Annotated in this window: 28 protein-coding genes; 12 read left to right on the top strand and 16 right to left on the bottom strand. The window is 66.1% G+C overall.

Going from position 1 to position 26,951, the window contains the following annotated elements:
• Positions 1-5: 5 nt before the first annotated feature.
• From hisB to coaA, 7 genes are all read left to right on the top strand, one after another.
• Entirely contained in the window at positions 6-599 is a 594-nt protein-coding gene (hisB, locus tag RAD15_RS10455) for an imidazoleglycerol-phosphate dehydratase HisB (RefSeq protein WP_458176974.1), read from the top strand.
• A 65-nt stretch (positions 600-664) separates the two neighbouring features.
• Complete coding sequence (locus tag RAD15_RS10460) at positions 665-1,195, top strand: DUF2628 domain-containing protein (RefSeq protein WP_458176976.1); 531 nt, start codon at positions 665-667, stop codon at positions 1,193-1,195.
• Entirely contained in the window at positions 1,192-1,842 is a 651-nt protein-coding gene (gene hisH, locus RAD15_RS10465) for an imidazole glycerol phosphate synthase subunit HisH (RefSeq protein ID WP_458176978.1), read from the top strand. Before RAD15_RS10460 ends, hisH begins: the two co-directional genes overlap by 4 nt.
• Complete coding sequence (gene hisA / locus RAD15_RS10470; protein WP_458177391.1) at positions 1,839-2,582, top strand: 1-(5-phosphoribosyl)-5-[(5-phosphoribosylamino)methylideneamino]imidazole-4-carboxamide isomerase; 744 nt, start codon at positions 1,839-1,841, stop codon at positions 2,580-2,582. The genes hisH and hisA overlap by 4 nt, the downstream gene beginning before the upstream one ends.
• Positions 2,583-2,585: 3 nt before the next feature.
• Positions 2,586-3,359, top strand: coding sequence for an imidazole glycerol phosphate synthase subunit HisF (hisF, locus tag RAD15_RS10475; protein ID WP_458176980.1), 774 nt, complete (start codon positions 2,586-2,588; stop codon positions 3,357-3,359).
• 90 nt (positions 3,360-3,449) lie between these two features.
• Positions 3,450-3,773 carry a phosphoribosyl-ATP diphosphatase gene (locus tag RAD15_RS10480; protein ID WP_458176982.1) on the top strand — a complete coding sequence of 108 codons (324 nt, stop codon included), beginning with the start codon at positions 3,450-3,452 and terminating at the stop codon, positions 3,771-3,773.
• Positions 3,774-3,797: 24 nt separating this feature from the next.
• On the top strand, positions 3,798-4,754 hold the full coding sequence (gene coaA, locus RAD15_RS10485; protein WP_458176984.1) for a type I pantothenate kinase: 957 nt from the start codon (positions 3,798-3,800) through the stop codon (positions 4,752-4,754).
• A gap of 72 nt (positions 4,755-4,826) precedes the next feature.
• On the opposite strand, the gene RAD15_RS10490 is transcribed toward coaA, so the two are convergent.
• The 4 genes from RAD15_RS10490 to RAD15_RS10505 all read right to left on the bottom strand — a co-directional run bounded on the left by RAD15_RS10490 (position 4,827) and on the right by RAD15_RS10505 (position 10,051).
• The gene (locus RAD15_RS10490; protein ID WP_458176986.1) at positions 4,827-5,459 is read right to left on the bottom strand and encodes a histidine phosphatase family protein; all 633 of its coding nucleotides are present in this window, start codon (positions 5,457-5,459) and stop codon (positions 4,827-4,829) included.
• 110 nt (positions 5,460-5,569) lie between these two features.
• Complete coding sequence (locus RAD15_RS10495) at positions 5,570-7,792, bottom strand: ATP-binding protein (RefSeq protein WP_458177393.1); 2,223 nt, start codon at positions 7,790-7,792, stop codon at positions 5,570-5,572.
• 125 nt (positions 7,793-7,917) lie between these two features.
• Positions 7,918-8,391, bottom strand: coding sequence for a hypothetical protein (locus RAD15_RS10500; RefSeq protein ID WP_458176988.1), 474 nt, complete (start codon positions 8,389-8,391; stop codon positions 7,918-7,920).
• A 121-nt stretch (positions 8,392-8,512) separates the two neighbouring features.
• Complete coding sequence (locus tag RAD15_RS10505; protein WP_458176990.1) at positions 8,513-10,051, bottom strand: YifB family Mg chelatase-like AAA ATPase; 1,539 nt, start codon at positions 10,049-10,051, stop codon at positions 8,513-8,515.
• 226 nt (positions 10,052-10,277) lie between these two features.
• On the opposite strand from RAD15_RS10505, the gene RAD15_RS10510 reads away from it, so the two are divergent.
• Both RAD15_RS10510 and RAD15_RS10515 read left to right on the top strand, forming a co-directional pair.
• Positions 10,278-10,523 (top strand): PilZ domain-containing protein, encoded by a 246-nt coding sequence (locus RAD15_RS10510; protein WP_011083489.1) that lies wholly within the window; start codon positions 10,278-10,280, stop codon positions 10,521-10,523.
• Positions 10,524-10,602: 79 nt separating this feature from the next.
• On the top strand, positions 10,603-11,376 hold the full coding sequence (locus RAD15_RS10515; protein WP_458176992.1) for a tetratricopeptide repeat protein: 774 nt from the start codon (positions 10,603-10,605) through the stop codon (positions 11,374-11,376).
• Between the two features lie 35 nt (positions 11,377-11,411).
• On the opposite strand, the gene RAD15_RS10520 is transcribed toward RAD15_RS10515, so the two are convergent.
• From RAD15_RS10520 to rsmI, 7 genes are all read right to left on the bottom strand, one after another.
• Entirely contained in the window at positions 11,412-12,701 is a 1,290-nt protein-coding gene (locus RAD15_RS10520) for an AAA family ATPase (protein WP_458176994.1), read from the bottom strand.
• A complete protein-coding gene (locus RAD15_RS10525) occupies positions 12,698-13,432 on the bottom strand; it encodes a CpaD family pilus assembly protein (protein WP_458176996.1) in 735 nt (244 codons plus the stop codon). Before RAD15_RS10525 ends, RAD15_RS10520 begins: the two co-directional genes overlap by 4 nt.
• Positions 13,433-13,510: 78 nt before the next feature.
• Positions 13,511-15,028 carry a type II and III secretion system protein family protein gene (locus tag RAD15_RS10530; RefSeq protein ID WP_458176998.1) on the bottom strand — a complete coding sequence of 506 codons (1,518 nt, stop codon included), beginning with the start codon at positions 15,026-15,028 and terminating at the stop codon, positions 13,511-13,513.
• Positions 15,029-15,038: 10 nt separating this feature from the next.
• A complete protein-coding gene (gene cpaB / locus RAD15_RS10535) occupies positions 15,039-15,854 on the bottom strand; it encodes a Flp pilus assembly protein CpaB (protein WP_458177000.1) in 816 nt (271 codons plus the stop codon).
• A 451-nt stretch (positions 15,855-16,305) separates the two neighbouring features.
• Entirely contained in the window at positions 16,306-17,250 is a 945-nt protein-coding gene (gene gshB, locus RAD15_RS10540) for a glutathione synthase (RefSeq protein WP_458177002.1), read from the bottom strand.
• A gap of 10 nt (positions 17,251-17,260) precedes the next feature.
• Entirely contained in the window at positions 17,261-17,662 is a 402-nt protein-coding gene (locus RAD15_RS10545) for a YraN family protein (protein WP_458177004.1), read from the bottom strand.
• Positions 17,649-18,599, bottom strand: coding sequence for a 16S rRNA (cytidine(1402)-2'-O)-methyltransferase (gene rsmI / locus RAD15_RS10550; RefSeq protein WP_458177006.1), 951 nt, complete (start codon positions 18,597-18,599; stop codon positions 17,649-17,651). Before rsmI ends, RAD15_RS10545 begins: the two co-directional genes overlap by 14 nt.
• 353 nt (positions 18,600-18,952) lie before the next feature.
• On the opposite strand from rsmI, the gene RAD15_RS10555 reads away from it, so the two are divergent.
• A complete protein-coding gene (locus RAD15_RS10555; RefSeq protein WP_458177008.1) occupies positions 18,953-20,185 on the top strand; it encodes a penicillin-binding protein activator in 1,233 nt (410 codons plus the stop codon).
• Positions 20,186-20,294: 109 nt separating this feature from the next.
• Here RAD15_RS10555 and hemW read toward each other — a convergent pair whose 3' ends face one another.
• Genes hemW through rph form a run of 3 tightly spaced genes read right to left on the bottom strand, consistent with a single transcriptional unit; the run spans position 20,295 to position 22,795 of the window.
• Positions 20,295-21,449 (bottom strand): radical SAM family heme chaperone HemW, encoded by a 1,155-nt coding sequence (hemW, locus tag RAD15_RS10560; RefSeq protein ID WP_458177010.1) that lies wholly within the window; start codon positions 21,447-21,449, stop codon positions 20,295-20,297.
• Positions 21,436-22,071 carry an RdgB/HAM1 family non-canonical purine NTP pyrophosphatase gene (rdgB, locus tag RAD15_RS10565; protein WP_458177012.1) on the bottom strand — a complete coding sequence of 212 codons (636 nt, stop codon included), beginning with the start codon at positions 22,069-22,071 and terminating at the stop codon, positions 21,436-21,438. Before rdgB ends, hemW begins: the two co-directional genes overlap by 14 nt.
• A 10-nt stretch (positions 22,072-22,081) precedes the next feature.
• Complete coding sequence (gene rph / locus RAD15_RS10570; RefSeq protein ID WP_458177014.1) at positions 22,082-22,795, bottom strand: ribonuclease PH; 714 nt, start codon at positions 22,793-22,795, stop codon at positions 22,082-22,084.
• A 167-nt stretch (positions 22,796-22,962) separates the two neighbouring features.
• Between rph and hrcA the strand changes: the two genes are divergently transcribed.
• Together hrcA and grpE are read left to right on the top strand one after the other, a co-directional pair.
• Complete coding sequence (gene hrcA / locus RAD15_RS10575; protein WP_458177016.1) at positions 22,963-24,051, top strand: heat-inducible transcriptional repressor HrcA; 1,089 nt, start codon at positions 22,963-22,965, stop codon at positions 24,049-24,051.
• Between the two features lie 96 nt (positions 24,052-24,147).
• On the top strand, positions 24,148-24,762 hold the full coding sequence (gene grpE / locus RAD15_RS10580) for a nucleotide exchange factor GrpE (RefSeq protein WP_458177018.1): 615 nt from the start codon (positions 24,148-24,150) through the stop codon (positions 24,760-24,762).
• Positions 24,763-24,770: 8 nt separating this feature from the next.
• Here the strand turns inward: grpE and pncA are convergent, their stop codons facing one another.
• Positions 24,771-25,493, bottom strand: coding sequence for a bifunctional nicotinamidase/pyrazinamidase (pncA, locus tag RAD15_RS10585; RefSeq protein WP_458177019.1), 723 nt, complete (start codon positions 25,491-25,493; stop codon positions 24,771-24,773).
• Between the two features lie 257 nt (positions 25,494-25,750).
• A complete protein-coding gene (locus RAD15_RS10590) occupies positions 25,751-26,692 on the bottom strand; it encodes a hypothetical protein (protein WP_458177020.1) in 942 nt (313 codons plus the stop codon).
• Positions 26,693-26,951: the final 259 nt, after the last annotated feature.

A 26,951-nucleotide genomic window follows, 5' to 3' on the forward strand; every position in this document is an offset into this window, starting at 1 on the left:
TTTCAATGCGCACCGCGACGATCAAGCGCAAGACCAAGGAAACCGACATCGAGGTCACCGTGAACCTCGATGGCACCGGCGTGTCCGATATCGCGACCGGCATCGGCTTTTTCGACCATATGCTCGATCTCCTCGCCCGCCATTCCCGCATCGACCTCACGGTCAAGGCAGTGGGCGATCTGCACATTGACTATCACCATACCACCGAAGACACCGGCATCGCGCTCGGCCAGGCGGTCAAGCAGGCGCTCGGCAACATGGCGGGCATCACCCGCTATGCCGGCATGCACATGCCCATGGACGAGACGCTGTCGCGCGTGGTCATCGACATCTCGGGCCGCCCGTTCCTGGTGTTCAAGGCTGATTTCCCCCGCGACAAGATCGGCGAGTTCGACACCGAGCTGGTGCGCGAGTGGTTCCAGGCCTTCGCCATGAACGCCGGCGTGACTCTGCACGTCGAGACCCTATATGGCGATAACAGCCACCATATCGCCGAGTCCTGCTTCAAGGGTCTGGCGCGGGCGCTGCGGACGGCGGTCGCGATCGATCCGAAGGCTGTGGGTGAAATCCCGTCCACCAAGGGCTCGCTCGGCGGCTGACATTCTGTCTCGCGGCGACACGCGCGGCTTGCAGTTTCACTGAATTCAGAGAACGGGGCATCACCATGCCTGTCTACACAGTTCATGCTCCCTCCCCTGCCGGAGCCGATCTGCGCGCGACCGACAAGTTCGTCTTCGTGCGCGACGGCTTCCATTTCTGGGCGATGGTGTTAGGCCCGTTCTGGCTGCTCTGGAACAGGCTCTGGCTGGCCCTGATCGGATGGATCATCTTCCTGGCGGCATTCGATGCCGGGCTGCACAGCCTCGGTGTTGGCCGCAGGTCGATCTTCCTGGCCAATATCGTCGTCGCGCTGCTGATGGGCTTTGAAGCCTCGAGCCTGCGCCGCTGGACCTTGTCGCGCGGCAAATGGCGCCAGCTCGACGTCGTGATTGCCGACGACGAGGACACCGCCGAGCGCCGCTTCTTCGAGCGCTGGAGCCAGAAGCAGCACGGCATCGTCAACGATCAATGGGCCGTCGATCGCGGCGGCCCGCCACCGACCCGCGGCGTGCCGGGTCAACAATTCTCGAACCCGCCGCCCATTCCGGCCGGCGGCATCATTGGATTGTTTCCAGAACCGGGAGGGTCAAGATGAGCGTCGCCATCATCGATTACGGTTCCGGCAATCTTCATTCCGCCGCGAAAGCCTTCGAGCGCGCCGCGCGCAGCCTCGAAAATCCGCAAAAGGTTTTCGTCACCAGCGATCCCGATCAGGCCTACGAGGCCGACCGCCTGGTGCTGCCGGGCGTCGGCGCCTTCGCCGATTGCCGGCGCGGGCTTGATGCCGTCAACGGCATGGTCGAGGCCATCACCGAGGCGGTGCGCGTCAAGGCGCGCCCGTTCTTCGGCATCTGCGTCGGCATGCAGCTGATGGCGAGCCGCGGCAAGGAACATGTCATCACCGAAGGCCTGAACTGGATCGGCGGCGACGTCGAGAAGATCACGCCGCGCGACGAGAACCTGAAGATCCCGCACATGGGCTGGAATACGCTCGAGGTGCTGAAGGAGCATCCGGTGCTGAACAAGCTGCCGCTCGGCCCCAAGGGCCAGCACGCCTATTTCGTGCACTCCTACCACCTCAACGCTGCCAGCGAGGCGGACGTGCTCGCGCGCGCCGACTACGGCGGTCCCGTCACCGCGATCGTCGGCAAGGACACCGCCATCGGCACGCAGTTTCACCCCGAGAAGAGCCAGCGTTTCGGGCTGGCCCTGATCTCGAACTTTTTGCGATGGAAACCGTGATTCTCTTTCCCGCGATCGATCTCAAGAACGGCCGGTGCGTGCGCCTCGAGCAAGGCGACATGGCGCGTGCAACGGTGTTCAACCTCAATCCTGCCGCGCAGGCGCAGAGCTTTGTCGAGCAGGGCTTTGAGTATCTCCATGTCGTCGATCTCGATGGCGCCTTTGCCGGCAAGCCGGTGAACGCTGAGGCCGTCGAGGCGATGCTGAAGACGATCAATATCCCGGTGCAGCTCGGCGGCGGCATTCGCGATCTCAAGACCGTCGAAGCCTGGCTCGACAAGGGCATCACCCGCGTCATCATCGGCACCGCCGCGGTGCGCGATCCTGAGCTGGTGAAGGCGGCGGCGAAGAAATTCCCCGGCCGCGTCGCGGTCGGGCTCGATGCCCGCGACGGCAAGGTCGCCGTCGAAGGCTGGGCCGAGACCTCGCAGGTCACGGTGCTGGAGATCGCACAGCGGTTCGAGGATGCCGGCGTTGCCGCCATCATCTTCACGGACATCGCGCGCGACGGCCTGCTCAAGGGCCTGAACCTGGACGCGACCATTGCGCTGGCCGACGCCATCTCCATCCCCGTGATCGCCTCCGGCGGCCTCGCCTCGATCGAGGACGTCAAGGCGATGCTGACGCCGCGCGCCAAGAAGCTCGCTGGCGCGATCGCCGGCCGTGCGCTCTATGACGGCCGGCTCGATCCCGCCGCCGCCCTGACCCTGATCCGCAACGCGCGCGCGCCTGGGAGCTGACACATGTTCAAGGTGCGCGTGATCCCCTGCCTCGACGTCAAGGACGGCCGCGTCGTCAAGGGCGTCAACTTCGTCGATCTGCGCGATGCCGGCGACCCGGTCGAAGCCGCGATCGCCTATGACGCGGCCGGGGCCGACGAGCTGACCTTCCTCGACATCACCGCGACCCATGAGAACCGCGGCATCATGCTGGACGTGGTCCGGCGTACGGCGGAGGCCTGCTTCATGCCCGTCACCGTCGGCGGCGGCGTGCGTGAGGTCAACGACATCAAGACACTGCTGCGCGCCGGCGCGGACAAGGTCTCGATCAACAGCGCCGCGGTGTCGCGGCGCGAGTTCGTCAAGGAAGCCGCCGAAAAGTTCGGCGAGCAGTGCGTGGTGGTTGCGATCGACGCCAAGCGCGTCAAGCGCCCGGGCGGCGAGCGGTGGGAGATATTCACCCATGGTGGCCGCAATTCGACCGGCATCGACGCCATCGAATACGCCCAGGAAGTGGTCTCGCTCGGTGCCGGTGAAATCCTGCTCACCTCGATGGATCGGGACGGCACCCGGCAAGGCTTCGACATCCCGTTGACCCGGGCGATCGCCGACAGCGTTCCCGTCCCCGTGATCGCCTCGGGCGGCGTCGGCAATCTCGACCACCTCGTCGACGGTATCCGCGACGGGCATGCCACGGCCGTGCTGGCCGCCTCGATCTTCCACTTCGGGGAATTCACCATCCGCGAGGCCAAGGAGCACATGGCCCGGCGTGGACTGCCCATGCGCCTCGATGCCTGACGACTCCCGTTCGTAAAAATGCTACACAGGCCGACGGGGAATGGCCTCCGTCGGCAAGTGTGTTGCCAAGCGTGTTTCTGAGTAATTCCGATGCCGCGTTTCACGATCCACGATCTGGCCGAGACCATCGACGCCCGCGCGGCGGCCGGAGGCGAGGCCTCCTATACCCGCAAGCTCCTGGACAAGGGCGCCGAACATTGCGCCAAGAAGTTCGGTGAGGAAGCAGTCGAAACCGTAATCGCAGCAGTCGAAAACGATCGCGCGCATCTGATCGCCGAGAGCGCAGATCTGCTCTATCATTTCCTTGTGCTGCTCAAGGCGCGCGGCGTAAAGCTGGACGAGGTCGAGGCCGCGCTGGGCAAGCGCACCTCGATGTCAGGGTTGGAAGAAAAGGCGTCGCGCAAAAGCGATTGAGCAGGGCAACGGAAAGGCGGCGTCATGGATATCCGCGCACCCGAGCAGCAGTACAATCCGTACCGCGTCTACACGCGCGAGCAGTGGGCGCGCTTGCGCGACGATACGCCGATGACGCTGGAGCCGGGCGAGTTCGACCGCCTGCGCTCGCTGCATGATCGCCTCGATTTGCAGGAGGTCGAGGACATCTACCTTCCGCTGTCGCGCCTGCTGTCGATCTATGTCGATGCGATGCAGCGCCTGTATTACGCGGAGCGCCAGTTCCTCAACATCCGCGATCGCAAGATGCCCTACATCATCGGCGTCGCCGGTTCGGTCGCGGTCGGAAAATCCACCACCGCCCGCGTGCTCCAGGCGCTGCTGGCGCGCTGGTCGCCGCGGCCCAAGGTCGAATTGATCACGACGGACGGATTTCTCTATCCGAACGCCGTGCTCGACCGGCAGGGCATCATGCAGAAAAAGGGCTTTCCGGAGAGCTACGACCTGCCGCTGCTGCTCAGCTTCCTCTCCGACATCAAGGCCGGGCGCCACCATGTGCGCGCGCCGGTCTATTCGCATCTGACCTACGACATCGTGCCGAACCAGTGGGCCGAGATCGATCAGCCGGACATCCTGATCGTCGAAGGCGTCAACGTGCTGCAAACCGGCAAGTTGCCGCGTGACGGCAAGGCGGTGCCGGTGGTTTCGGACTTCTTCGATTTCTCGGTCTATATCGACGCCGACGAAGCGGCGCTGCGGCGGTGGTACATCAAGCGTTTCCTGGCGCTGCGCGACACCGCGTTCACCAATCCCAAATCCTACTTCAACCGCTATGCGCTGCTGTCGGACGAGGAAGCGACCGCGACCGCGATCGCGATCTGGGAGCGCACCAACCTCGCCAATCTCGAGGACAACATCTTGCCGACCCGCCCCCGCGCGACGCTGATCCTGAAGAAGGGCGCCGACCACGTGGTGGAGAGCGTGGCGCTGCGAAGGCTGTAGGCCGAGGTGCCGTAGGGTGGGCAAAGGCGCAAAGCGCCGTGCCCACCATCGATCAGCGAGAGCGGAAGCGTATCACTTGCCGGCCTTGGCAATCCAATCCGCGGACTTGATACGCCCGGCAAAGGTAGCGAGGCCGGAGCCGTTGGCCTGGTAAACGAAGGCCTCGCCTTCCTGGACGTCACCGGCGTCCTTGCCGAAGGCATCGGCGATGTTCGTCTTGTGGGTGACCAGAAAGGTGTTTGTGCCTGCCTTCGGAGGCGCGTCGACGAGCTGACGCACCGCCGATCCGGCCTTTGCATTGGCACCGCTCGGGTTGGCCATTCCCGACCCGCTGGCGTTGCTGCTGTCCGTCAAGGCATCGACCGGCTTGACCTCGCGGCCGGAGATCAGCTTGCCGGCCTCGATCGCGCGGTTCAGCCTGCTGGTGTAGACATCGCCGATCGGGATTGTGAGCAGCCCGATCGCCTCACCGATCCGGCGTGCCGCGTCCCTGCCTTTTTCACTGAGCTGACGCTGGGCGCCCATGTCGTCGACCTTGAAGGGGTAGACATCCTTCTGGCTGTCGTCGGTGGCGGTATGCCGAAACACCAGGACGTAGCCGCCTTGCTTGAGCGAGGCGATCAGGTCCGGCGTGTCGGACGCGGTGGTTGCTTGGGGAAACCCGCAGAGCAGGACAATGGCGGCGAGGCGGCAAGGCACGTTCATGCGCGACATCCTCTTCCCGAATGACGGCCCCCAGGAGGATGGTGACGTGCAACGCGATCGATTTCAATTATCGATTGCCGGCAGAGCTGAGGTTCCCGGGACTTTCGGGATCAGACTGCCAGCTGCCGTGACGCGGCAAGCCCGGTCAGCGCCTCGTCCAGCTTGTCGCGATCGAGCGGCTTGATCAGAAATCCGTTCATACCCGCCTCGAAGCAGGCGTAGCGGTCTTCCACCAGCGTATTGGCAGTCAGCGCGAGGATCGGCGTGCGGCTGCCGCCGGTGGCCGCCTCGTGGGCGCGGATGCGCTTTGTCGTCTCGATGCCATCGAGACGCGGCATCTGGATGTCCATCAGGACGAGATCATAGGGCGTCCCGGCCGACGAAGCGGCGAGCCAGGATTCCAGCGCGGCCTCGCCATGGACGGCGATGACGACGCGATGACCGAGCTTGGCCAGCAGCGAGCGCATCAACAACGCGTTGATCTCGTTGTCCTCGGCAACGAGGATTGAAAGGCCCCTCGCCGGCGTTGCGCCGGCGCCAGCCGGCGGCTCCGGCGCGAGATCGGGCGAGGCGACCTCCGGCGTCAGCGACAGGCGTGCGGCGAGCGAGGCCGCGCGCAAAGGCTTCACCAGGAAGCCGGTGAAGGCAGGCGAAATCTTCTCGTGGCGCGAGCTCGAGGTCAGCAGCACGAGGCGCTGTAGCGCATGCGTCCGGGCCATTTCGCCCAGATGGTCGGCAACGGCAGCACCGATCGCGCGGTCGACCAGCATTGCATGCCATGAGCGTTCCGGCAGCAGCGCCTCCGCGACAGCTGCGTCCGTCACCATGCAGATCTGGCCGCCCCAGCGCTCCAGGCGCCGCGCGATCAGTGACGCCTCGATGCCGTCGGCGACGAGGAGGATCGACTTGCCGGCAAGATCGGGGCTCGGGAACGCCGTCTGTCCCGCGCCGGCCTGCGACGCCGCGAGCGGGATCGCGACCTCGAAGGTCGAGCCTTTGCCCGGCTCGCTCGTGAGCGTGATGCGTCCGCCCATGCGCTTGACGATGCGCTCGCTGATGGCCAGCCCAAGCCCGGTGCCGCCGTAGGTGCGGGCGACGCGCTCGTCGGCCTGCTCGAATTCGCGGAAGATGCGCTGCTGCGCTTCGGCTGCGATGCCGATGCCGGTATCGCGAACCAGGAAGCTGATCTCGTTCGGCCAGATGCCGGGCTCGACGATCAGCGCGACACCGCCGCGCGCAGTGAACTTGATGGCGTTGCCGGCGAGGTTGAGCAGCACCTGGCGCAACCGCGCGGCATCGCCGACCACCTCCAGCGGCAGGCGCTCGTCGACATAGGCGGCGATCTCGAGGGTCTTGGCCTGCGCGCGCGGCGCCAGCAACTCGGTGATTTCCTCGATCAGGGTGGAGAGCGCAAAGGGACGCTGCTCGAGATCGAGCTTGCCGGCCTCGATCTTGGAGTAATCGAGCAGTTCCTCGATCAGGGCCATCAACGCTTCGCCGGAGGTCTTCACGGCCTTCGCGTAGGTCGCCTGCTCCGGCGTCAGATTGGTGTCGAGCAACAGCCCGCCCATGCCGATGATGCCGTTCAGCGGTGTGCGGATCTCGTGCGACGCCATAGCAAGGAAACGCGATTTCGCGCGATTGGCGGCATCGGCCTGGTCGCGCGCGTCGGACAGGGCGCGTTCGGTCTCGGTGCGGTCAGTGACGTCGCGCCCCACGCTCTGCAATTCGGCGGGCTGGCCGGCATCGAGGCGTACGAAACCCTCGCGCCAGGCGATCCAGCGCGCGCCGAGCGGCGTTGCGATCTTCTGGTCGTGGATGCGCGTGCCGTTGCTCTCGCGCGCGCTGTCGCCCTGCTCCAGCAGGTCGAAATCGAAGCGCGTGCCGACCAGCGCGCCGCGCGCCTGTCCTGCGAGCGCGCAATAGGCCTCGTTGGCGAACGTGATGCGGCCCTGGTGGTCGCGCAGCACGATCAAATCGCCCTGCTGCTCGAACAGGCTGCGGGCGCGTTCTTCGGCTTCCTTCAATTCCCAATTGCGGTCGATCAACGCTTCGTTGTGAGCGGCGAGCGCGCGCATCCGCTTGTTGACGAAGCGCAGCCGCATGCTGAGCGTCGCAAGGCCGAGGCAGGCGAGGGCGAACAGGAAGCTCGCGCCGATCGCGAATGTGTTGGGATCGTAGCCGGAATTCTCGGAGCGGCTGCCTGTGACGAAACCATAGGCGCCGCCGAAGGTCGCCGAGAAGATCATGAAGGAGCGGATCGCGAAGGCAATCTTGGGGTACTGTCGCCTGAAGCGGCGCATGCGCACCTTGATCCGGAACGTCCGACCCATCGCCACCGACCCCGACTCTTTTCCGAAACCCCGTCGCCGCTGCGTGCGACGATGTCGCGCCGACCTTGCGAACAGCTTGAGGCTTTCGCGCTGCCTCCAAACAGGGTTGACGAAGTGTTAACGCTTCAGAGCGAGGCGGCCTGGAGCGGGAGCGGGCGGTGGCCGCCATGGGCACCGACGATCAGCGCCGCGGCCTCGCGCTGTGAGAACGTCTTGGAGCGCACATAGATGCGGTAATCCGCCGGCCCCTCGGTGGAGAGATAGATCACCTGGCCGCCGTCGACGGGCTGCGCGGCAATCGAGATCAGGCGCGTCGATGGATTGGCCTGGCAGGAATCCGGCTCGGAGCCGAGGCCGTCGTCCACGACCGCGAAGTCCGCGGCATCGGCATCGTCGGTGATCTGAACCCGCACCGTGGCCCGTTCCGGATCGTCGGTGAAGGCGACATGCGTGCCGGCGGTCCAGAACAGGGATGTCAGCTCGACCGAGGTGTCGCCGAGGGCGATGCAGGGATGCGAGACCGATCCGATCTCGCTGCGGGCGAACACCGCAGCCGCCAATAGGGGAACAACCGAGGCCAGGATCTTGAAACGCAACATGACACTCTACTCGCCAGGCCCCGGGGAACTCACGGTGAGAACCCGCGTCGGGAACTCTTGGGCCTTATGGTTTGCAGAGCGTAAAGGAAACTCGTTACCGCCGGGTTGATGCGCAGAATGATCAAGCCAGCTGCCGCACATCCTCCGCGAGTGCGCGGTAGGACAGCGCTTCGGCGAGATGCAGCCGGCCGATCTTGTCCGCGCCGTCGAGGTCGGCGAGCGTGCGCGCAACCCGCAGCACGCGGTGATAGCCGCGTGCCGACAGCCGCATGGTCTCGGCGGCATCGCGAAGCAGCTTTTGACCTTGCGCGTCGGGTTTTGCGATGTCCTCCAGCACGGACGCCGGCGCTTCGGCATTGGTGCGGATCTGCGGCAGGCCGGCATCGGCATAGCGCGCGAGCTGGATGTCACGCGCCGCTGCCACGCGCGCGGCGACCTCGGCTGAGCCTTCCGCCGGCGGCGGCAGGATCAGATCGGCCGCCGTCACCGCCGGCACCTCGATGCGCAGGTCGATACGGTCCATCAGCGGGCCGGAGATGCGCGCCTGATAATCGCCGGTGCAGCGGTCGATGCGGCCGCGCTTGCAGGCATAGCCAGGCTCGAACGCATTGCCGCAGCGGCACGGATTCATCGCCGCGACCAGCATGAAGCGGGCAGGGTAGGTGACGCGGTGATTGGCACGCGACACCGCGACCTCGCCATTCTCCAGCGGCTGGCGCAGCGAATCCAGCACGCGCGGATCGAACTCCGGCAGCTCGTCGAGGAACAGCACGCCCTGATGCGCCAGCGAAATCTCGCCCGGCTTGGCGCGCATGCCGCCGCCGGTGAGCGCGGCCATGCTGGCGGAATGATGCGGCGAACGGAACGGCCGCCGCGCGGTCAGCGCGCCGCCCTCGATCTCGCCGGCGACGGAGGCGATCATCGAGACCTCGAGCAATTCGCCCGGCGAGAGCGGCGGCAGGATCGAGGGCAGGCGTGCCGCCAGCATCGATTTGCCGGCGCCGGGCGCGCCGATCATCAGGAGGTGATGCCCACCGGCGGCTGCGATCTCCAGCGCGCGCTTGGCGCTTTCCTGGCCCTTGATGTCGCGCAGGTCGAGCGTGGAGGCGGCGGCTTCGTGCACTTTCGGTGAGGGCCGCGACAGCACCTGCGTGCCCTTGAAATGGTTGGCGATCTGGATCAGCGATTGGGCCGCGATGATCTGGATGTCGGGGCTCGCCCAAGCCGCTTCGGAGCCGCAGGCCGCCGGACAGATCAGCCCCTCCTCGCGCTCGTTGGCGCCGATCGCGGCGGGCAGCACGCCGGCCACCGGCGCGATCGAGCCGTCGAGGCCGAGCTCGCCGAGCACGGTAAAACCCGTCAGCGCGTCCGGCGGGATCGCGCCGATCGCCGCCATCAGCCCGAGCGCGATCGGCAGGTCGTAATGGCTGCCTTCCTTCGGGACGTCGGCCGGCGCCAGATTGACGATGATCCGCCGCGCCGGCAGGGCCAGGCCGGAGGCGATCAGCGCCGAGCGCACCCGCTCGCGCGCCTCCGACACCGCCTTGTCCGGCAGGCCGACGATGGCGAAGGCCGGCAGACCCGGCGCGACCTGCACCTGCACGTCGACCGCACGGGCCTCGATCCCCTCAAAGGCGACGGTAGAAACCCGCTGAACCATGCCCGAACCAGCCTGCCCTTTCGCACAATCAAGGGTAGCAGGGAGCGACGAGCTTCGCAAGAACAATACGGGAACATTTCCGGAGCCACGCAAGCCCTAACAAGTCGTCAACGCGACCTCGACACTACGCCTCGAATGCGAGCGGCTGTTCTCAGCACATTCCAACGAATGTCCGCTACTCCTAGGGCTGCGGGATGGGCCGTGGTCTAACGGGTGAACAATTCAAATGCTTGCAAATCGCCGGAGAAGCGAACGTCGGGTGTGCAGCCGGCTCGCCAAGATTCATTTTGGCGCGGGCTCGCTGCCCAGGGACTGCACGATCACGGATATCTCGGACGGTGGCGTGAAAGTGGTGGCGGAATTCCTGGAAGTGCCGCCGCAATTCACCATCATCTTCGCGCCTGATTATTCCCGCCAGTGCCGCCTGCGCTGGCGCATCGGCTGCGAATTCGGTGCCGAGTTCACCGACTAGGGCCGGAAAGGCCCGTCCCTTAACGGGACTTTAGCGTTAATCGGTAAGCATCTCTGATCAGTCGCCGAGTGATCAGAGTATGTCCAAGCGTTCGTCCCTCGCCTCCCCCCCGGCGAGATTGCTGCTTCCCGCGCTCCTCGTGCTCGCGCTCGGCGGTTGCCAGACCGTCGGCATCGAGGACGTGACCGGCGCGCTCGGCGGCAAGTCGGAAACGGCCAGCAAGGCCGATCCGAAGTCGGACATGGATGCATTGCGCGAGCGCTATCGCGCCAAGCCCGGTGATCCCAACCTCGCGCTCGATTACGGTAAGGCGCTGCGCGCGAGCGGCCAGCGCGCGCAAGCGGTCGCCGTGCTCGAGCAGGCCGTGCTCGCCCATCCCAGTAACAAGGCGCTGCTCGCCGGCTACGGCCGCGCGCTCGCCGACAATGGCAATTTCCAGCAGGCTTTCGACGTGCTGGGCCGCGCGCATTCGCCCGAGGATCCGGACTGGCGCATCCTGTCGGCGCAGGGCGCCGCGCTCGATCAGCTCGGCCGCAACGAGGAGGCGCAGCAATATTACGCCGCGGCGCTGAAGATCGTCCCCGACGAGCCGACCGTGCTGTCCAATCTCGGCCTGTCCTATATGCTGCAAAACAATCTGTCGAAGGCCGAACAGGTGCTCGGCCGCGCTTATCAGCGCAATCAGAACGATGCGCGGGTCCGCGCCAATCTCGCGGTCGTGCTGGGATTGCAGGGCCGCCAGTCCGAGGCCGAAATCCTCGTGAAGGCAGATTTGCCGCCGGATCAGGCTGCGGCGAAGATTGCGGCGTTGCGCCAGGTGCTGGCCAAGAAACAGCAAAGGGCGGACAAATAGTCCGCCCTCTTCCCGGTCTTTGCGAGCTCAGCTCCTTACGACGCCTTGCGATGCGGCGCTGAGCTGCGGTTTGACCTGCCCTTCAGCTTCTTCAGCAGCGGTCCGAGCAGCGAGCGTTTCGGCTTCTTGACCTCGCCGCGTCCGGCAAGGCGGTTCGCCATGTTCTGGAACAGCTCGGTGGTGCGGTGGTTCTTGGAGACCTCCGCGATCATCTGGCCGTTATTGGCGGCGGTCGAGAACAGCTTCGAATCGAACGGGATCACCGCGATCGGCTGGCTCTCCATGGTCTTGGCAAACGCCTTGACCTCGATCTCGGCGCGCTTGTGCATGCCGACCTGGTTGATGCAGTACAGCGGCGGCCGGTCGTTGGGCCGCGCCGCCTTCAGCACGCTCAGCATGTTCCTGGTGTTGCGCAGATTGGCGAGATCGGGCTCGGCCACGATCACGATGTCGTCGGCGTTGACCAGCGCGCGCCGCGTCCAGCCCGACCATTGATGGGGAACGTCGAGCACGATGCAGGGTGTGGTCATGCGCAGCGTGTCGAACACCGCGTCGAAGGCTTCGGCGCCGAAATCATAGACGCGGTCAAGGGTGGCAGGCGCAGCAAGGAGGCTGAGGCGCTCGGTGCATTTGGCGAGCAGGCGCTCCATCAGCGCCGTGTCCGGCCGATCCTGCGACAGCACCGCGTTGGCGATGCCCTGCACGGGGTCCTGGTTGTAGTCGAGGCTCGCGGTACCGAAGGCCAGGTCGAGATCGATCACGACGGAATCGAGCGAGAGGTCGCGTGCAATGGTCCAGGCCACGTTGTGCGCGACCGTGGACGCGCCGACGCCGCCCTTGGCGCCGACCACCGCGATGACGCGGCCGGTGATGATGGCTTCGGAGGCCGAGAACAGGCTGCAGATCGAGCGGACGACGTCGAGGGTTTCGACCGGTCCCACCACATAGTCGTTGACGCCGCGGCGAACCAGCTCGCGATAGGGCGCGGTGTCGTTGGGATTGCCGATCACGACCACGCGGGTCCCGGGATCGCAGACGCCGGCGAGGTCGTCGAGGCCCTCGAGGATGTCGCGCGTGCCGTCGGACTCGATGACGATCACGTTCGGCGTCGGCATCGATTCGTAGACTTCGATCGCCGCGGCGAGGCCGCCGTCCCTGGCGGTGAGGTGCGCCTTGGCGAGCCGGCGATCCTCGCCCGCCGCGGTTACCGCGGCGAGCGTCTGATCGGTCTCGCAGAAGGCCTGCACCGAGATGCGAGGAACCGGCGCAATGTGTTCCTCGGGGTGCTGCGGACCGTCCGCTTCGTCGTCGTGAATGCCTGTCATTTGCCGGTGTCGCTGAGCTTGGCCTTGTCGGCCTCGGGATTGGGAGTGGCGATCGCGGTGCCCTTGCGATAGCGCTCGAAGGCGATGTCGCGCCGTGCGGTATAGGCCGGCGTCTCGGCGCGTGGCTGCTCGAGGTCGGCCGGATTGTCGATCATGGCCGCGAGGTTGCGCTGGCTGGCGCAGCCCAGATTGAAGTAGGGCCGGTTCTCGTTGTAGCCGGGATCGAGGATGGACGGTCCGACGTCTTCCGGCCACAACCCGCAGGGGCCGGCGACCGCGGCGATCCTCGAATAGCTCAGGCGGATGGTGGGGAGCAGGCCGGGATCCTCGGGCCGATAGGAATGCCGGACGATGGCACGCGACGGCACGCCGCCGGACGCCAGCACGGAACGGATCTCCTGATAGCTTGCCGCCGCTGCGCGCGAATTCGCGGTGTCGACGGGCACGTCGACGACGACGGAGCCGGTGCCTTCGCGCGTCCAGTCCCGCGCAATGCCCGCGACGTCCGATTGCTGCGCGGCCGAGAGGCCGCCTCTCGCCTTGCCGACGAAGATCACGATCGACTTCTTGCCTTCCTGCACCGCGATCGGGTGGCGCTGGCGATAGTCGGTCGGCACAGTCTGGGTGACGATCTCGCCGGTGGTGTTGCAGGCGCCGAGCATGACGGAGAGCCCCGTCAGTGCCAGCGCGACACCCAACTTGCGACGTCGATCGGCCGTGGTCTTCGTCATCGCTTCATCCCCCTCTAGCCCCGCTGCCCCGTTCCCCAAGCCTGTTCCCAAGCCAGCCCGTTCCCAAAGCCGTTCGTCTCAGTCGATGATGAAGCCGAAATCGTCGGGCGTGCCGTTGATCGGATCGACGCGGCGCGCGATGCCATAAAGGCGGTTCATGCGGCCGAGCAGCGCCGTCTGCGCGTCCGAGGCCGGCGCGAAGCCGTCGTCGGGCCGCGACAATTCCTTCTGGGCGACCGCGCGCACCACATAAGGCGTCACGATCACCATCAGCTCGGTCTCGTTGTTGACGAAGTCCTGGCTGCGGAACAGCGCGCCGATGATCGGCACCTGGTCGACGCCGGGCAGGCCGTTGATCGCCTGCTTGGTCTGCTGTTGGATCAGGCCGGCCATCGCCATCGAGCCGCCGGAGGGAATTTCCAGCGTGGTCTCGGCGCGACGGGTCTGGATCGAGGGGATGGTGATCGAGTTGCTCGCGGTCGAGGACACCGCCTGCGTCAGCGTGATCGAGTTCGTGTTCGACAGCTCCGAGACCTCGGTCATCACGCGCAGGCTAATGCGGCCCTCACTGAGCACGACCGGGGTGAAGTTCAGGGAGATGCCGAACTTCTTGTAGGTGACCTGGGTGGTACAGACGTGGGTGACCGGATCGCAGGCGTAGCCCCCGGGGATCGGGAATTCGCCCCCGGCGATGAAGGTCGCGGATTCACCCGAGATCGCCGTCAGGCTCGGCTCGGCCAGCGTACGCATCACACCGGCGCTCTCCATCGCGCGCATCGTGGCGCTGACGGTGGCGACGCCCTTGGCAAGACCGGCCACGCCGAGCCCGTTGCTGCCGACGATCGGACCGCCACTGGCCGAGAACGGATTGGAGTTGTTGAAATTCACCACCGCGGTGCCGGCGTTCAGGCTGGCGCTGAGATCGACGCCCAATTGCTTGACGATGTCGCGGCGCACTTCGCCGACGACGACCTTGAGCATGACCTGGTCGCGGCCGCGCACGACGATATTGTTGACGACCTTGTCCGAGCCGCCGACGAGTTTGGCGGCGACGTCGCCGGCCTGCTGGGCCTCGACCGGGCTCGACACCGAGCCGGTCAGCATGACGCTGTCACCGACGCCTTCGATCTGCACGCCCGGCAGCGATGAGCGCAACGCGGCACGCATGCCGTTGAGGTCGCGCTTCACCGCGATGTCGTAGGAGGCGACCTGCTGGCCGTCGGCGGTGAAGAACACGACATTGGTCTGGCCGACCTGGCCGCCGATGATGTAGGCGCGCTGGGCTGAGCGGATCACCGCGTTGGCGATCTTGGGATCGGCCACCAGCACGTCCTTGACCTCGCGCGGCAGGTCGATGACGACAGATTTGCCCACGCCAAGCGAGAGAAAACGCGTCTTCGCCGGCGCGATCGACCCGACCGACGCCACGCCGAGATCCGGCACTTGCAGCGGCGCCTGGTCGCCGACCGGCGTATCCGCGGCCCTGACCCGGTCGGGAGCCGCGAACAGCCCCAGCATCAGCATCGCCCCCGTCCAGAACGAGCACGTGCGCTTCCCCCGAATGCGCAGGCCCGTCCGATCATCCCCGTAGTTCATGCTATCCCCATCACTTCTGTGACGTCAGCTGCCGCGTCTGCACGCCGTAGCGGATCACGTTGACCCCAGCGGAACGTTTGGTTGTCTGGTCCTCGGGCGTGCCGTCGACGGCGTTGGCATCGACGATGCTCCGCAGCGCGAGCTGGAGCGTGCCGCCCTGGCGCGCGGCGGCGAGCGTTGCGACCTGGTCCGGCTTGAGCTCGAGCGTGACGGTCTTGCCGACCACGGCGTTCTGGCCGTCTTTTTCCTTCGGCGCCTGGTCGATCGCGAGCACGCGGATGTTGGTCAGGATCACCTCGGACAGGATGAGGTCATTGCCGGCGGCCTGGCCGTTGGCGCCGTCGGGATTCTTCAGGCGGCGGGTCAGGACGATGTCGACGCGGTCGTTCGGCAGGATGAAGCCGCCGGCGCCGGTCTCGGCTGAAATCTCGGTGGACACGGCGCGCATGCCTGTCGGCAGAATCGCGGCCATGAAGCCGGAGCCTTCGGCCTTGACCAGCTTCTGCTCGCGGATCGGCTCGCCCTGCATCAACGGCACGCGGGCGATCGAGCCGGCGATCTGGTTCTGCGCATCGGGTCTGCTGTCGCGGCGGATGAAGGCGCCGCTCGAGGTCGATGCCGGCCACACCTGCCATAGCAGGTCGTCGGGCCTCACGGCCTGGCCGAGCTGGATGTCGTTCTTGGCGACGAGAATTTCGACGGTCGGAAGCTTCTCGGCGACGGGCAGAGCCGGCGCGGGCTTGTTGTCGTAGCCGCTTGCCAGATACGCAGCGACGCCGCCGGCGCCCAGCGCGATGACGAGAACGACAATGCGTGCGGTATTCATACGCCTCTACTCTTACGCGGGGCACTCGAACCGCACCTGGCGGGTTCCCCGTGTCGATGAGTAGGGAGTAAAAGTATAAGGGGTGTTGCGAGGCCGGATGGGATCGCCGGCCGCGCTAGGGGTTTTCGGCAGATGGTGAACGACGCGTTATCCGGTCGGCCAGCGGCCCCGTAGATTCACGCAGTGCGCGCTCACGCGTTCGAACGATGCGCGGGGCGTCATGGTGAACGGGTGGTTAGTGGAGAGGCGCCGATGAGACGGGAGCACGCGCCACAACACCGCTGTCGTCCCGGCGAAGGCCGGGACCCATACCGCGTGATCTTTCGAGTGTAGAAGGCAGGAATACCGACGAGTTTTCGTCAAACCTTGCCCTGTGGTTATGGGTCCCGGCCTTCGCCGGGACGACGTTGGGGAGAGATCGCGGACTCCCCAACGCAATCATTGCAGACCGCTACTTCTTCCGCTTCTGCTCGATCACGTCCCACACCTTCGCCGCCACATCCGGGCCGCCGAGCCGCGCGATGGCGCGGATGCCCGTCGGCGATGTCACGTTGATCTCGGTGAGGTTGCCGTTGATGACGTCGATGCCGACGAACAACAGGCCGCGTTCGCGCAGCGCCGGGCCGACGGTGGCGCAGATCTCGCGTTCGCGCGGGGTGAGCTCGGTCTCCTGCGCGGCGCCGCCGCGCACCATGTTGGAGCGGAGATCGTCGGCGGCAGGCACGCGGTTCACCGCGCCGGCGAACTCGCCGTTGACGAGGATGATGCGCTTGTCGCCGTGCCGCACCTCGGGGATGAACTGCTGGATCACCCAGGGCTCCCTGAACGTCACCGAGAACATGTCGAACAGCGAGCCGAAATTCATGTCCTGCGGCATCACGCGGAACACCGCCGCGCCGCCATGGCCGTGCAGCGGCTTCATGACGACGGCGCCGTGCTTGTCGCGAAACGCGTTGATCTCGTCGATGTCGCGCGAGATCAGGGTCGGCGGCATCAGCTGCGGAAAGTTCATCACGAACAGCTTTTCCGGCGCGTTGCGCACCGAGGCCGGGTCGTTGACCACGAGCGTCTTCGGATGGATCCGCTCCAGAAGGTGCGTCGAGGTGATGTAGGCGAGGTCGAACGGCGGGTCCTGGCGCAGCAGCACCACGTCGAAGCCGTTGAGCGCCTCGCGCTTGGGCTCCCCGAGGGTGAAATGGTCGCCCGGCTCGTCGCGCACGGTCAGAAGCTGGACCGGCGCCACGATCTCCTCGCCGACCATCGAGAGCTTGTCGGGCGTGTAATAGGACAGGCCGTGGCCGCGCTTCTGCGCCTCCAGGAGCAGCGCGAAGGTGGAATCGCCCTTGATGTTGATGCGGGCGATCGGGTCCATCTGGACGGCGACGTTCAGTTTCATGGTCTGCCTTTCAGGTCGAGGCGTCGAATGCCGCCAACACATGGCGCGGAAGCGAGCGCGGCGCAATCAGCATGGCGTCGAATCGCAATTCGAATTCGGCATGCTCGGGATGCGCCACGAGCCAGCCTTGGGCGGCGTTGATGATGCGCTGCTGCTGGCGTGGGGTTACTGCATAGGCGGCCTCGTCGAGGCTGGCGCGGGCCTTGACCTCGACGAAGGCGATGAGGTTACGGCGGCGGGCGACGAGGTCGATCTCGCCATGCGGGGTGCGGTAGCGTTTTGCCAGGATGCGATAGCCCTTGGCCATGAGATAGGCCGCAGCGCGACTTTCGGCCGAGATACCGGTGCGGAACGCGGCGACGCGTTCGGGCGAGGCGACTTTCGGTTCCGCTTCGCCCTCAGTCTTCGCCATCGCCGCCCCGCAAATCCTTGGCGAGCTCGAGCGCGCGGGCATAGACCTCGCGGCGCGGCCGGCCCGAGAGCGCGACCGCGTGCGCCACGGCGTCCTTGACGCTGTGCGCGGCGAGCTGATCGCGCAGGAGATCGTCCAGCGCGTCCGACGTCAGCACCTCGGCGTCGGCCGCGGGCGGAGCGATCACCAGCACGAATTCGCCGCGCGTCTCCAGCGTCTCGGCATCGCGCGCCAGCTCGTGCAGCGGTGCGCGCGAAATCTCCTCGTGCAGTTTCGTCAGCTCGCGGCAGATCGCGGCCTCGCGCGTTCCCATGATCTCGGCAAGCTCGGCGAGCGTATCCTGCACGCGGTTGCCGGAGTCGAACATCACCAGCGTCGCATCGATGCGTGCGAGCTCGGTCAGGCGCGACTTTCGCGCAGCCGATTTGGCCGGCAGAAAGCCTTCGAAGAAGAAGCGGTCGGTCGGCAGCGCGGCGACCGACAGCGCCGCCAGCACCGAGGACGGGCCGGGCAGCGCGTACACCGCATGGCCGGCGGCGCAGACCTCGCGCACCAGCTTGAAGCCGGGGTCGGAGATCAGCGGCGTGCCGGCGTCCGACACCAGCGCGATCGAGCCGCCTGCCGCGAGCGCCTCCAGGATCTTTGGGCGCGCGGCTTCGGCATTGTGCTCGTGGTACTGCTTGAGCTGCGCCGTGATGGCGTAGCGCTCGGTCAGGCGCCGCGTGATCCGGGTGTCCTCGCAGGCGATGACGTCGACGCCGGCGAGCGTCTGCAGCGCCCGCAGCGTGATGTCGCCGAGATTGCCGATGGGGGTCGCGACCAGATAGAGGCCCGGCGCGGCCTTGGGGGCCGGGAGCCGATGGGCGTCGATGGAGAAACCGCGCGGGGCGGCGTCTGTGCCTTCAGGCGTATTTATCGGGGCCGGCTTTGCGCGCATAATGAATCGAACTTAGGCATGATCCCCGGGGCTGGGAACCGGTCCTCCGAAAAAGATCGTGCCGAGGCAAGAGGCAAGGTTAGGGGCGAGGAGGGACGGGAATGTGATCCACCGGGATCACATTCGAGAGGGAATGCAGCGTCAGCGCCATATTGGCGGCGGAAACACCGCCTTGATGCTCCGTCACGGACGGCGAACAGCCAGCCAGCAGTCGAGGTGCGGCCGCGTTAAGCGACTATTATCCTTTTGTTTTGGTTAACTATTTGCCGACAATATGCCTGAATCCGCGGGTTGTGTCGCGGAAATTGAGTGTTGTGACCGGCTGGCAAGGGCTGGTCAGAAGAGAAGCTGCCATGGTGGGCCCGCGTCATCCAAAATCTCCCGTTTCGGGGTCCCCATCGTCGGGAGCGACCCGACGGAGCGCGCTCGGCCTGTTGCTCGGCACGCCCTTGCTGTCGGCCTGCGCCGGCGTGCAGCAGAGTCTCAGCCAGTTCTCCAACCCGTTCTCCAGCTCCTCGCCGCCGGCGCAGCCGGCCGGTCCGCAGCAACAGGCAACGACCGCCGGCACCGGTGGGGTGAAGGTCGCCGTGATCCTGCCGCTCTCGGCGGCCGGCAATGCCGGCCTCGCCGCGCAGTCGATGCGCAATGCCGCCGAGATGGCGCTGGCCGAGTTCCAGAATCCGAACATCCAGCTCCTGATCAAGGACGACAATGGCAGCCCGCAAGGCGCGCAGGCCGGCGCGCAGCAGGCGGTCGACGAAGGCGCCGAGATCATCCTGGGACCGCTGTTCGCGCAGTCGGTGCCGGCGGTGGCGCAGGTCGCGCGCACCCGCAACATTTCCGTGATCGCGTTCTCGACCGACTCCAGCATCGCCGGCCGCGGCGTCTATCTGCTCTCCTTCCTGCCGGAGTCCGACGTCAATCGCATCGTCGAATATTCCGCCAGCATCGGAAAGCGCTCCGTCGCCGTGCTGGTGCCCGACAATGCCTATGGCAACGTCGTCGAAGCCGCGGTGAAGGCGGCGGTGCCGCGACGTGGCGGGCGCATCGTCGCGTTCGAGAAATACGGCGCCGATCGTGCGACGCCGGCCCGGACCGTGGCGCAGCAGCTCGGTAGCGCGGACGCGCTGTTCATTGCCGATGACGGCGATGCCGTCGTTTCAGTCGCAGATGCGATGACGGCCGCGGGCGCGAATTTGCGCAACATCCAGCTGCTCGGCACCGGCCTGTGGGACAATCCGCGCGTCTACGCGAACGCAAACCTGCAAGGCGGTCTCTACGCCGCGCCCGATCCGGCCGGCTTTCGCGCCTTCTCCGGCCGCTACCGCACCAAGTATGGCGCCGAGCCGATCCGCACTGCCACGCTCGCCTATGACGCGGTCGCCCTCGTCGCCGCGCTGGCGCGCACGCAAGGCACCACGCGCTTCGCGCCCGACGTGCTCACCAACCCTTCCGGATTCGCCGGCATCGACGGCCTGTTCCGCTTCCGCCCGGATGGGACGAATGAACGTGGCCTTGCGGTGATGAAGGTGACGACCGGCGGCGGCGTCGCGGTTGCGGGCTCACCGAAGAGTTTTGGGGCGTAGGCGCTGCCGTAGGGTGGGCAAAGGCGCGCTTGCGCCGTGCCCACCATCTATCCGCAAATTTCACTGAATCGGTGGGCACGCTTCGCTTTGCCCACCCTACGCGATCTCGTTACGCCGCGAGATCCGCGACCACCGCATCAAGCACCGGGAATCCGCTGCTGGTCACGCGCAGACGTCCCGTCGCATCGACCGTGATCGCGCCTTCTTCGCGCAGCAGCGCGATGCGTTTGGGGTCGAGCGGGCGGCCTGAGAGCGCCTTGTAGCGCTCGGGGTCGATGCCCTCGGCGAGGCGCAATCCCATCAGCAAAAATTCGTCGGCGCGCTCTTCGCTGTTGAGGAGATCGTCGGTGACGACGCCATGGCCGTTGGTCTCGACCCGCATCAGCCATGCCTCGGGGCGCTTCTCGGTGGCGGTGGCATGGCGCACGCCGTCGATGTCGAGGCGGCCGTGGGCACCGGGGCCGATGCCGGCATATTCCTCGCCGCGCCAGTAGACCAGATTGTGCCGGCACTCGGCGCCGCGCCGCGCGTGGTTGGAGATTTCGTAGGCGGGCAGGCCGAGCTTGTCGCAGGTTTCCTGCGTCACGTCATAGAGCGCGCGCGCGACCGCTTCGTCGGGCGTCTTTAATTTGCCGGCCTGGTGCAGGCCGAAGAACGGCGTGCCTTCCTCGATCGTCAATTGATAGAGCGACAGATGCTCGGCGGCTTCATCGATGGCCAGACGCAGTTCGTCGGCCCACATCGCCGGCGTCTGGTCGGGGCGGGCGTAGATCAGGTCGAACGAATAACGGTCGAACGAGCGGCGCGCGATCGCGACCGCATCGAGCGCCTCGCGCGCGCTGTGCAGCCGGCCCAACGCTTTCAGCGAGGCATCGTCGAGTGCCTGCACGCCGAGCGAGACGCGGTTGACGCCGGCGGCGCGATAGCCGGCAAAGCGCGTGGCCTCGACGCTGGTGGGGTTTGCTTCGAGCGTGACTTCGACGTCATCAGCGACAGTCCAGTGCTTGCCGATGGCATCGAGCACGGCGCCGACGGTTGCCGGCTGCATCAGCGAGGGCGTACCGCCGCCGAGGAAGATCGAGGTGACCTTGCGGCCGGGCGCGCGCTCGGCAGTGGTTGCGATCTCGCGGGCGAAGGCGGAGGCGAAGCGCGCCTCGTCGATCGCGGCGTGGCGGACATGGCTGTTGAAGTCGCAATAGGGGCACTTCGACAGGCAGAACGGCCAGTGCACGTAGACGCCGAAGGCTTCCTTAGCGCGGCTCAAGGCAGATCTCCGCCAGTTTCACGAAGGCGCGGGCGCGATGCGACAGGCCGAGTCCGAGCGGCGGCAGGCCATGCTTCTCGATGCTTTCCATCTCGCCGAAGGTGCGGCTGTGGCCGTCGGGCAAGAACATCGGGTCGTAGCCGAAGCCGGCGGTGCCGCGTGGCGGCCAGACCAGCGTGCCGTCGACGCGCGCCTCGACCTCTTCGAGATGATCGTCGGGCCAGGCGACGCAGAGCGCGGAGACGAAATGCGCCTTGCGCTTGCCGGGCGCGGTCGCGCCGCGCTCCTGCAACAGCCGCTCGATCTGTGCCATCGCCGCGGCGAAGTCCTTGCTCGGACCGGCCCAGCGCGCGCTGTAGATGCCGGGCGCGCCGTCGAGCGCGTCGACCACGATGCCGGAATCGTCGGCGAATGCCGGAAGCTTCGTCGCCTGCGCCGCCGCGATCGCCTTGATCGCGGCGTTGCTGCGAAAGTCGTTGCCGGTCTCTTCGGGCTCGCCCAGGCCGAGTTCGCCAGCCGAGACCACTTCGACGCCGTGAGGTGCCAAAAGCTCCTTCATCTCGGCGAGCTTGCCGGGATTGTGGGTCGCGATGACGAGCTTGTCAGTGATTCGGCGGTGCATGGCCTATTGACTACGCCACGGCCAGTTTCTGCAAGTCCACCAGACGGGCGATGCCCTTTTGCGCCAAGGCGATCAGCGCCAGGAACTCGTCTTGCGTGAACGGCTCGCGTTCCGCGGTGCCCTGCACCTCGATGATGCGGCCATCGCCGGTCATGACGAAATTGGCGTCGGTCTGGGCTTCCGAATCCTCGGCATAGTCGAGATCCAGCACCGGCTTGCCCTGATAGATGCCGCAGGAGATCGCGGCGACGTTGTCGCGCATGACGTTGGCCTTGATCATGTTGCGCGCCTTCATCCAGTTGATGCAATCGGCGAGCGCGACCCAGGCGCCGGTGATCGAGGCCGTGCGCGTGCCGCCGTCGGCCTGGAGCACGTCGCAATCGACCGTGATCTGGCGCTCACCGAGCGCTTCGAGATCGACGATGGTGCGAAGCGAGCGGCCGATCAGGCGCTGGATCTCGACGGTGCGGCCGCTCTGCTTGCCGGCGGAGGCCTCGCGGCGGGTGCGTTCCGAGGTCGCGCGCGGCAGCATGCCGTATTCGGCGGTGACCCAGCCGCGGCCCTGGCCCTTCAGCCACGGCGGCAGGCGGTCTTCCAGCGTGGCGGTGACCAGCACATGGGTGTCGCCGAATTTCACGAGGCAGGAGCCTTCCGCATATTTGACCACGCCGCGCTCCAGCGTCACGGGGCGCAATTCGTCGGGCGCACGGCGGCTTGGCCGCATGGGAAATCCTCCAAAACTCTCGGAAAAGGGCTATTCGCGGTGCTTGTAGGTGGGGTGAGGGTAGGCGGCAAGGTTTTTTCACCCCTGATTTCGGGCCCGCGAACGCCACGCTTGTCAGAACCCTCCGGGATGGACAAATTATGAGCATCTGAGAGGAGTTACCGTCTGTGGCCCATCACGATCCGATCCATCTGATCGCGCCGCGCGCAGGCCTCGCCCAGCTCAACGAGCGTTCCCGCGACATATTTCGTCAAATTGTCGAAAGCTATCTCGCGACCGGTGAGCCCGTGGGCTCGCGCAATATCTCGCGGCTGATCGCCATGCCGCTGTCGCCGGCCTCGGTCCGCAACGTCATGGCTGATCTGGAACAGCTCGGGCTGATCTATGCCCCGCACACCTCCGCCGGCCGGCTGCCGACGGAACTCGGCCTGCGCTTCTTCGTCGATGCCCTGATGCAGGTCGGCGACCTCAACGAGGCCGAACGGCAGTCGATCCAGAGCCAGCTTACCTCCGTGGGCCAGGCGCAGTCGGTCGAGGCGGCGCTGGATCAGGCGCTGACGCGGCTTTCCGGTCTCACGCGGGCCGCCGCGGTGGTGCTGACGCCGAAATCCAATGCGCGGCTCAAGCACATCGAATTCGTCCGCCTGGAACCGGAAAAGGCGCTGGTGATCCTGGTCGGCGAGGATGGCCAGGTCGAAAACCGCGTGCTGGCGCTGCCGCTCGGGGTTCCCTCCTCGGCGCTCATCGAGGCCGGCAATTTCCTTAATGCCCGGATCCGCGGCCGGACGCTGGCCGAGGCACGGCTCGAGCTCGAAACTGCCCTTGGGGAGGCCCGCGCCGAGCTCGATCAGCTCACGCAAAAGGTGATTTCCGCCGGCATCGCCAGCTGGTCCGGGGGCGAGAACGAGGATCGCCAGCTCATCGTCCGCGGCCACGCCAATCTGCTGGAAGATTTGCATGCGCTGGAGGATCTGGAGCGCGTTCGGCTGCTGTTCGACGATCTCGAGACCAAGCGGGGCGTGATCGACCTGCTCGGCCGCGCGGAGACCGCCGAGGGCGTGCGCATCTTTATCGGTTCGGAGAACAAGCTGTTTTCCTTGTCCGGCTCCTCCACGATCATCTCGCCCTATCGGGATGCCGCCGGCCATATTGTCGGTGTTTTGGGCGTGATCGGGCCGACGCGGCTGAATTATGCCCGCGTGATCCCGACCGTGGACTACGCGGCCCGCATCGTCAGCCGCCTTTTGGGGGGCTGACCGGCGTTTCCACCGATCACGGGCGCTTGATTTTCGCACGCTTAGGCACGATATCCGGGCCAACAATCCCTGGAAACGAGTTCGAGATTAGAGCCGATGACCGATCGAGACCGGCAACCCGAAGACACGACCGCTGCGACCGGCGAGCCCGTGGTGTCAAAACCCTATATCATGCCCGACGATCCCGAGCCCGGCTCGGTCGAGCTGTTGCAGAAGGAAGCCGCCGAGGCGCGTGACCGCATGCTGCGGACGCTGGCCGAGATGGAGAACCTGCGCAAGCGCACCACCAAGGAGGTCGCCGACGCCCGCCTCTACGGCATCACCGGCTTTGCCCGCGACGTGCTCGACATCGCCGACAATCTCCAGCGCGCGCTCGACGCCGTTCCGGCCGAGGCTCGTGCCACGGCCGATCCCGGCCTGATCTCGCTGATCGAGGGCGTCGAGCTCACCGAGCGTTCGCTGCTCAACGCGCTAGAAAAGCACGGCGTGAAGAAGCTCGATCCGCAGGGCCAGAAGTTCGACCCGAACTTCCACCAGGCAATGTACGAAGTGCCTGATGCGTCGGTGCCGTCGGGCACCGTGGTGCAGATCATGCAGGCCGGCTACACCATCGGCGATCGCGTGCTGCGCCCGGCTTTGGTCGGTGTCGCCAAGGGCGGCGCGAAGGCCGCGGCCGCCGCTAACAGCAACGAGTCGAACGGCGCGGCGTAAGCCGCGCCTTACGCGCTCACCGCGATATCCGCAGACTGAATCCGCTTCACACCGGCCTTGGCCATGTCGGCCCAGGCTTTTGCCAGCGAGCCCTGCGTGTCGATGCCGCGGCAGCCGTCTTCGACCACATAGACCTCGAAGCCCGCCTTGCGCGCGTCGAGCGCGGTCCAGGCGACGCAGAAATCCGTCGCAAGGCCAGCAACGAAGACGCGCTTGATCTTGCGGCCCTTGAGATAGCCGGCAAGTCCGGTCGAGGTCTTGCCGTCGGCTTCGAGGAAGGCCGAGTAGCTGTCGACGTCCTTGTGAAAACCCTTGCGGATGATGAGCTCGGCGTGCGGGATCGCAAGATCCTTTGACAGCGAAGCGCCATCGGTGCCCTGCACGCAATGGTCGGGCCACAGCACCTGCTTGCCGTAGGGAAGATCGACGGTCTCGAACGGCTTCTTGCCGGAGTGGACTGACGCAAACGAAACGTGGCCCGGCGTGTGCCAGTCCTGCGTCATCACCACGTTCGCAAACGCCTTTGCCATCTTATTGATGACGGGCACCACCTGCTCGCCTTCCTTCACCGCGAGGCTGCCGCCCGGCAGGAAACAATTCTGCACGTCGATCACGAGCAGGACGGAAGCATCGTCGGGTTTGATCGATGCGGCCGCGAGGAGCGCCGTCGGAGCAAGGGCCACGAGCGCGGTGGTCCCAAGTGCCGCGAGGATTTGTCGTCGATCCAGCATCATTCGCCTCCCTCTAGGATGATCCAACTGGGGAAGCCTAGGTCCGTTCGTATACGAACAGAAGCCCGAAAATGCGGCCGGTATTGGTGAGGGGGTGGGCTCTATCTTTCCGTCGTCCCGGCGTAGGCCGGGACCCATAACCACAGGGATCGGTTGCAGGACGAGCTGGTAACTCCGGGCCTTTGTAAAACTATCGCTGCGGCGTATGGGTCCCGGCCTCCGCCGGGACGACGCCGAATGTGTTGGACGGCCTTCGCCTACCCCTTCGGCTGGATGCCGTCGCGCACGGCGCGGAAGCGGGTGAAGGCGGCGGGCCATTGGTCGCGCGGGGCGCTGGCGATGATGCGCAGCGAGGCGCCGCCGCTCGAGAAGCGGATCCACTGCACCACGGTCACCGCGGTCTTGTCCTTGCCACTGATGCCGTCGATCCGGGTCTCGAAGCCCTGCTGGCCGTTGATGCGGATCGGCTCGGACATGGTGACGCGCGATTCGCGCACGCCGGGGATCTGGAGCGCGGCCTCCTGGGCGAAGCGGGCGCGGTCGTCGGCGGCTTGCGGGGTGGCGCCGATCAGGCCGAGGATCATGAACGGCTTCGACTCATAGCCCGAGCTCTCGTTGCCGTCGGCCAGGATGATGCTGGAGCCCGGCGCCAGCGTGCGAATGTCCTTGAAGTCGGCGAGATCGGTGATCTTGAACGGCATCAGCGCGATCTGCTCGTCGGCCGAGACCTGCTTGCGGGTCACGGTGCTCGCAAACATCTGCCGCACCGCTTCATCGGTGTAGATCTTGGTCGCATTGTCCGGAATCTGCACCGCGACATAGCCGGAGAAGCCGGCGCCCGGCACGATCATCGAATAGCGCCGCACGGGCGTATCGCCGGCCTTGCCGCTTTCGGTGGTGAAATAGGCGAGGCCCGCGGGGGTCTCGATCTTGTCCTGCTTGACGCCATTGGTGCCGGCCGGATTGGAATTGAAGGCGCTCACGACCTCGCCATAGGCCGCCGGCGGCAGCTCGGTGATCAGCACCTTGACGGTGCCGTCCTCGCTCTCGAAGCCCGGAAAGGTCTTGGCCGTGCTCAGCCCGATCAGCGGCACCATACCGAGGCGCAGGCCAGGGGGGAAAACGGCGTCGGCAGCCAGGGCCGGAAGCGCGGAGGCAATGAGGAGGGCGAGCGCGGCGAGGGGGCGGATCAGCTTCATGGGCACTCTGATTGGTTCACATTGAGGCCGTTCGATGGTCGGCCACCGGGCCGCTTTGTCGCGCGAGGCAGCGTTGATGCGGCTGTCCGGCCGGTCCGCCTTTTAGCGGGTTTGGTCCTGCCGTAACAGGGTGGGGCGGATCACGGTGGCGGGGGGTGCTGGAGCCCGTACCTGTTAATATTTCCTCACCCGCAAGGGCGGTGCAGCCCGGATATGATCTTCCAAAACCCAATGTTTTCACGGCTGAAACTTGCGTTCG

The organism is Bradyrhizobium sp. 14AA, assembly GCF_054185205.1.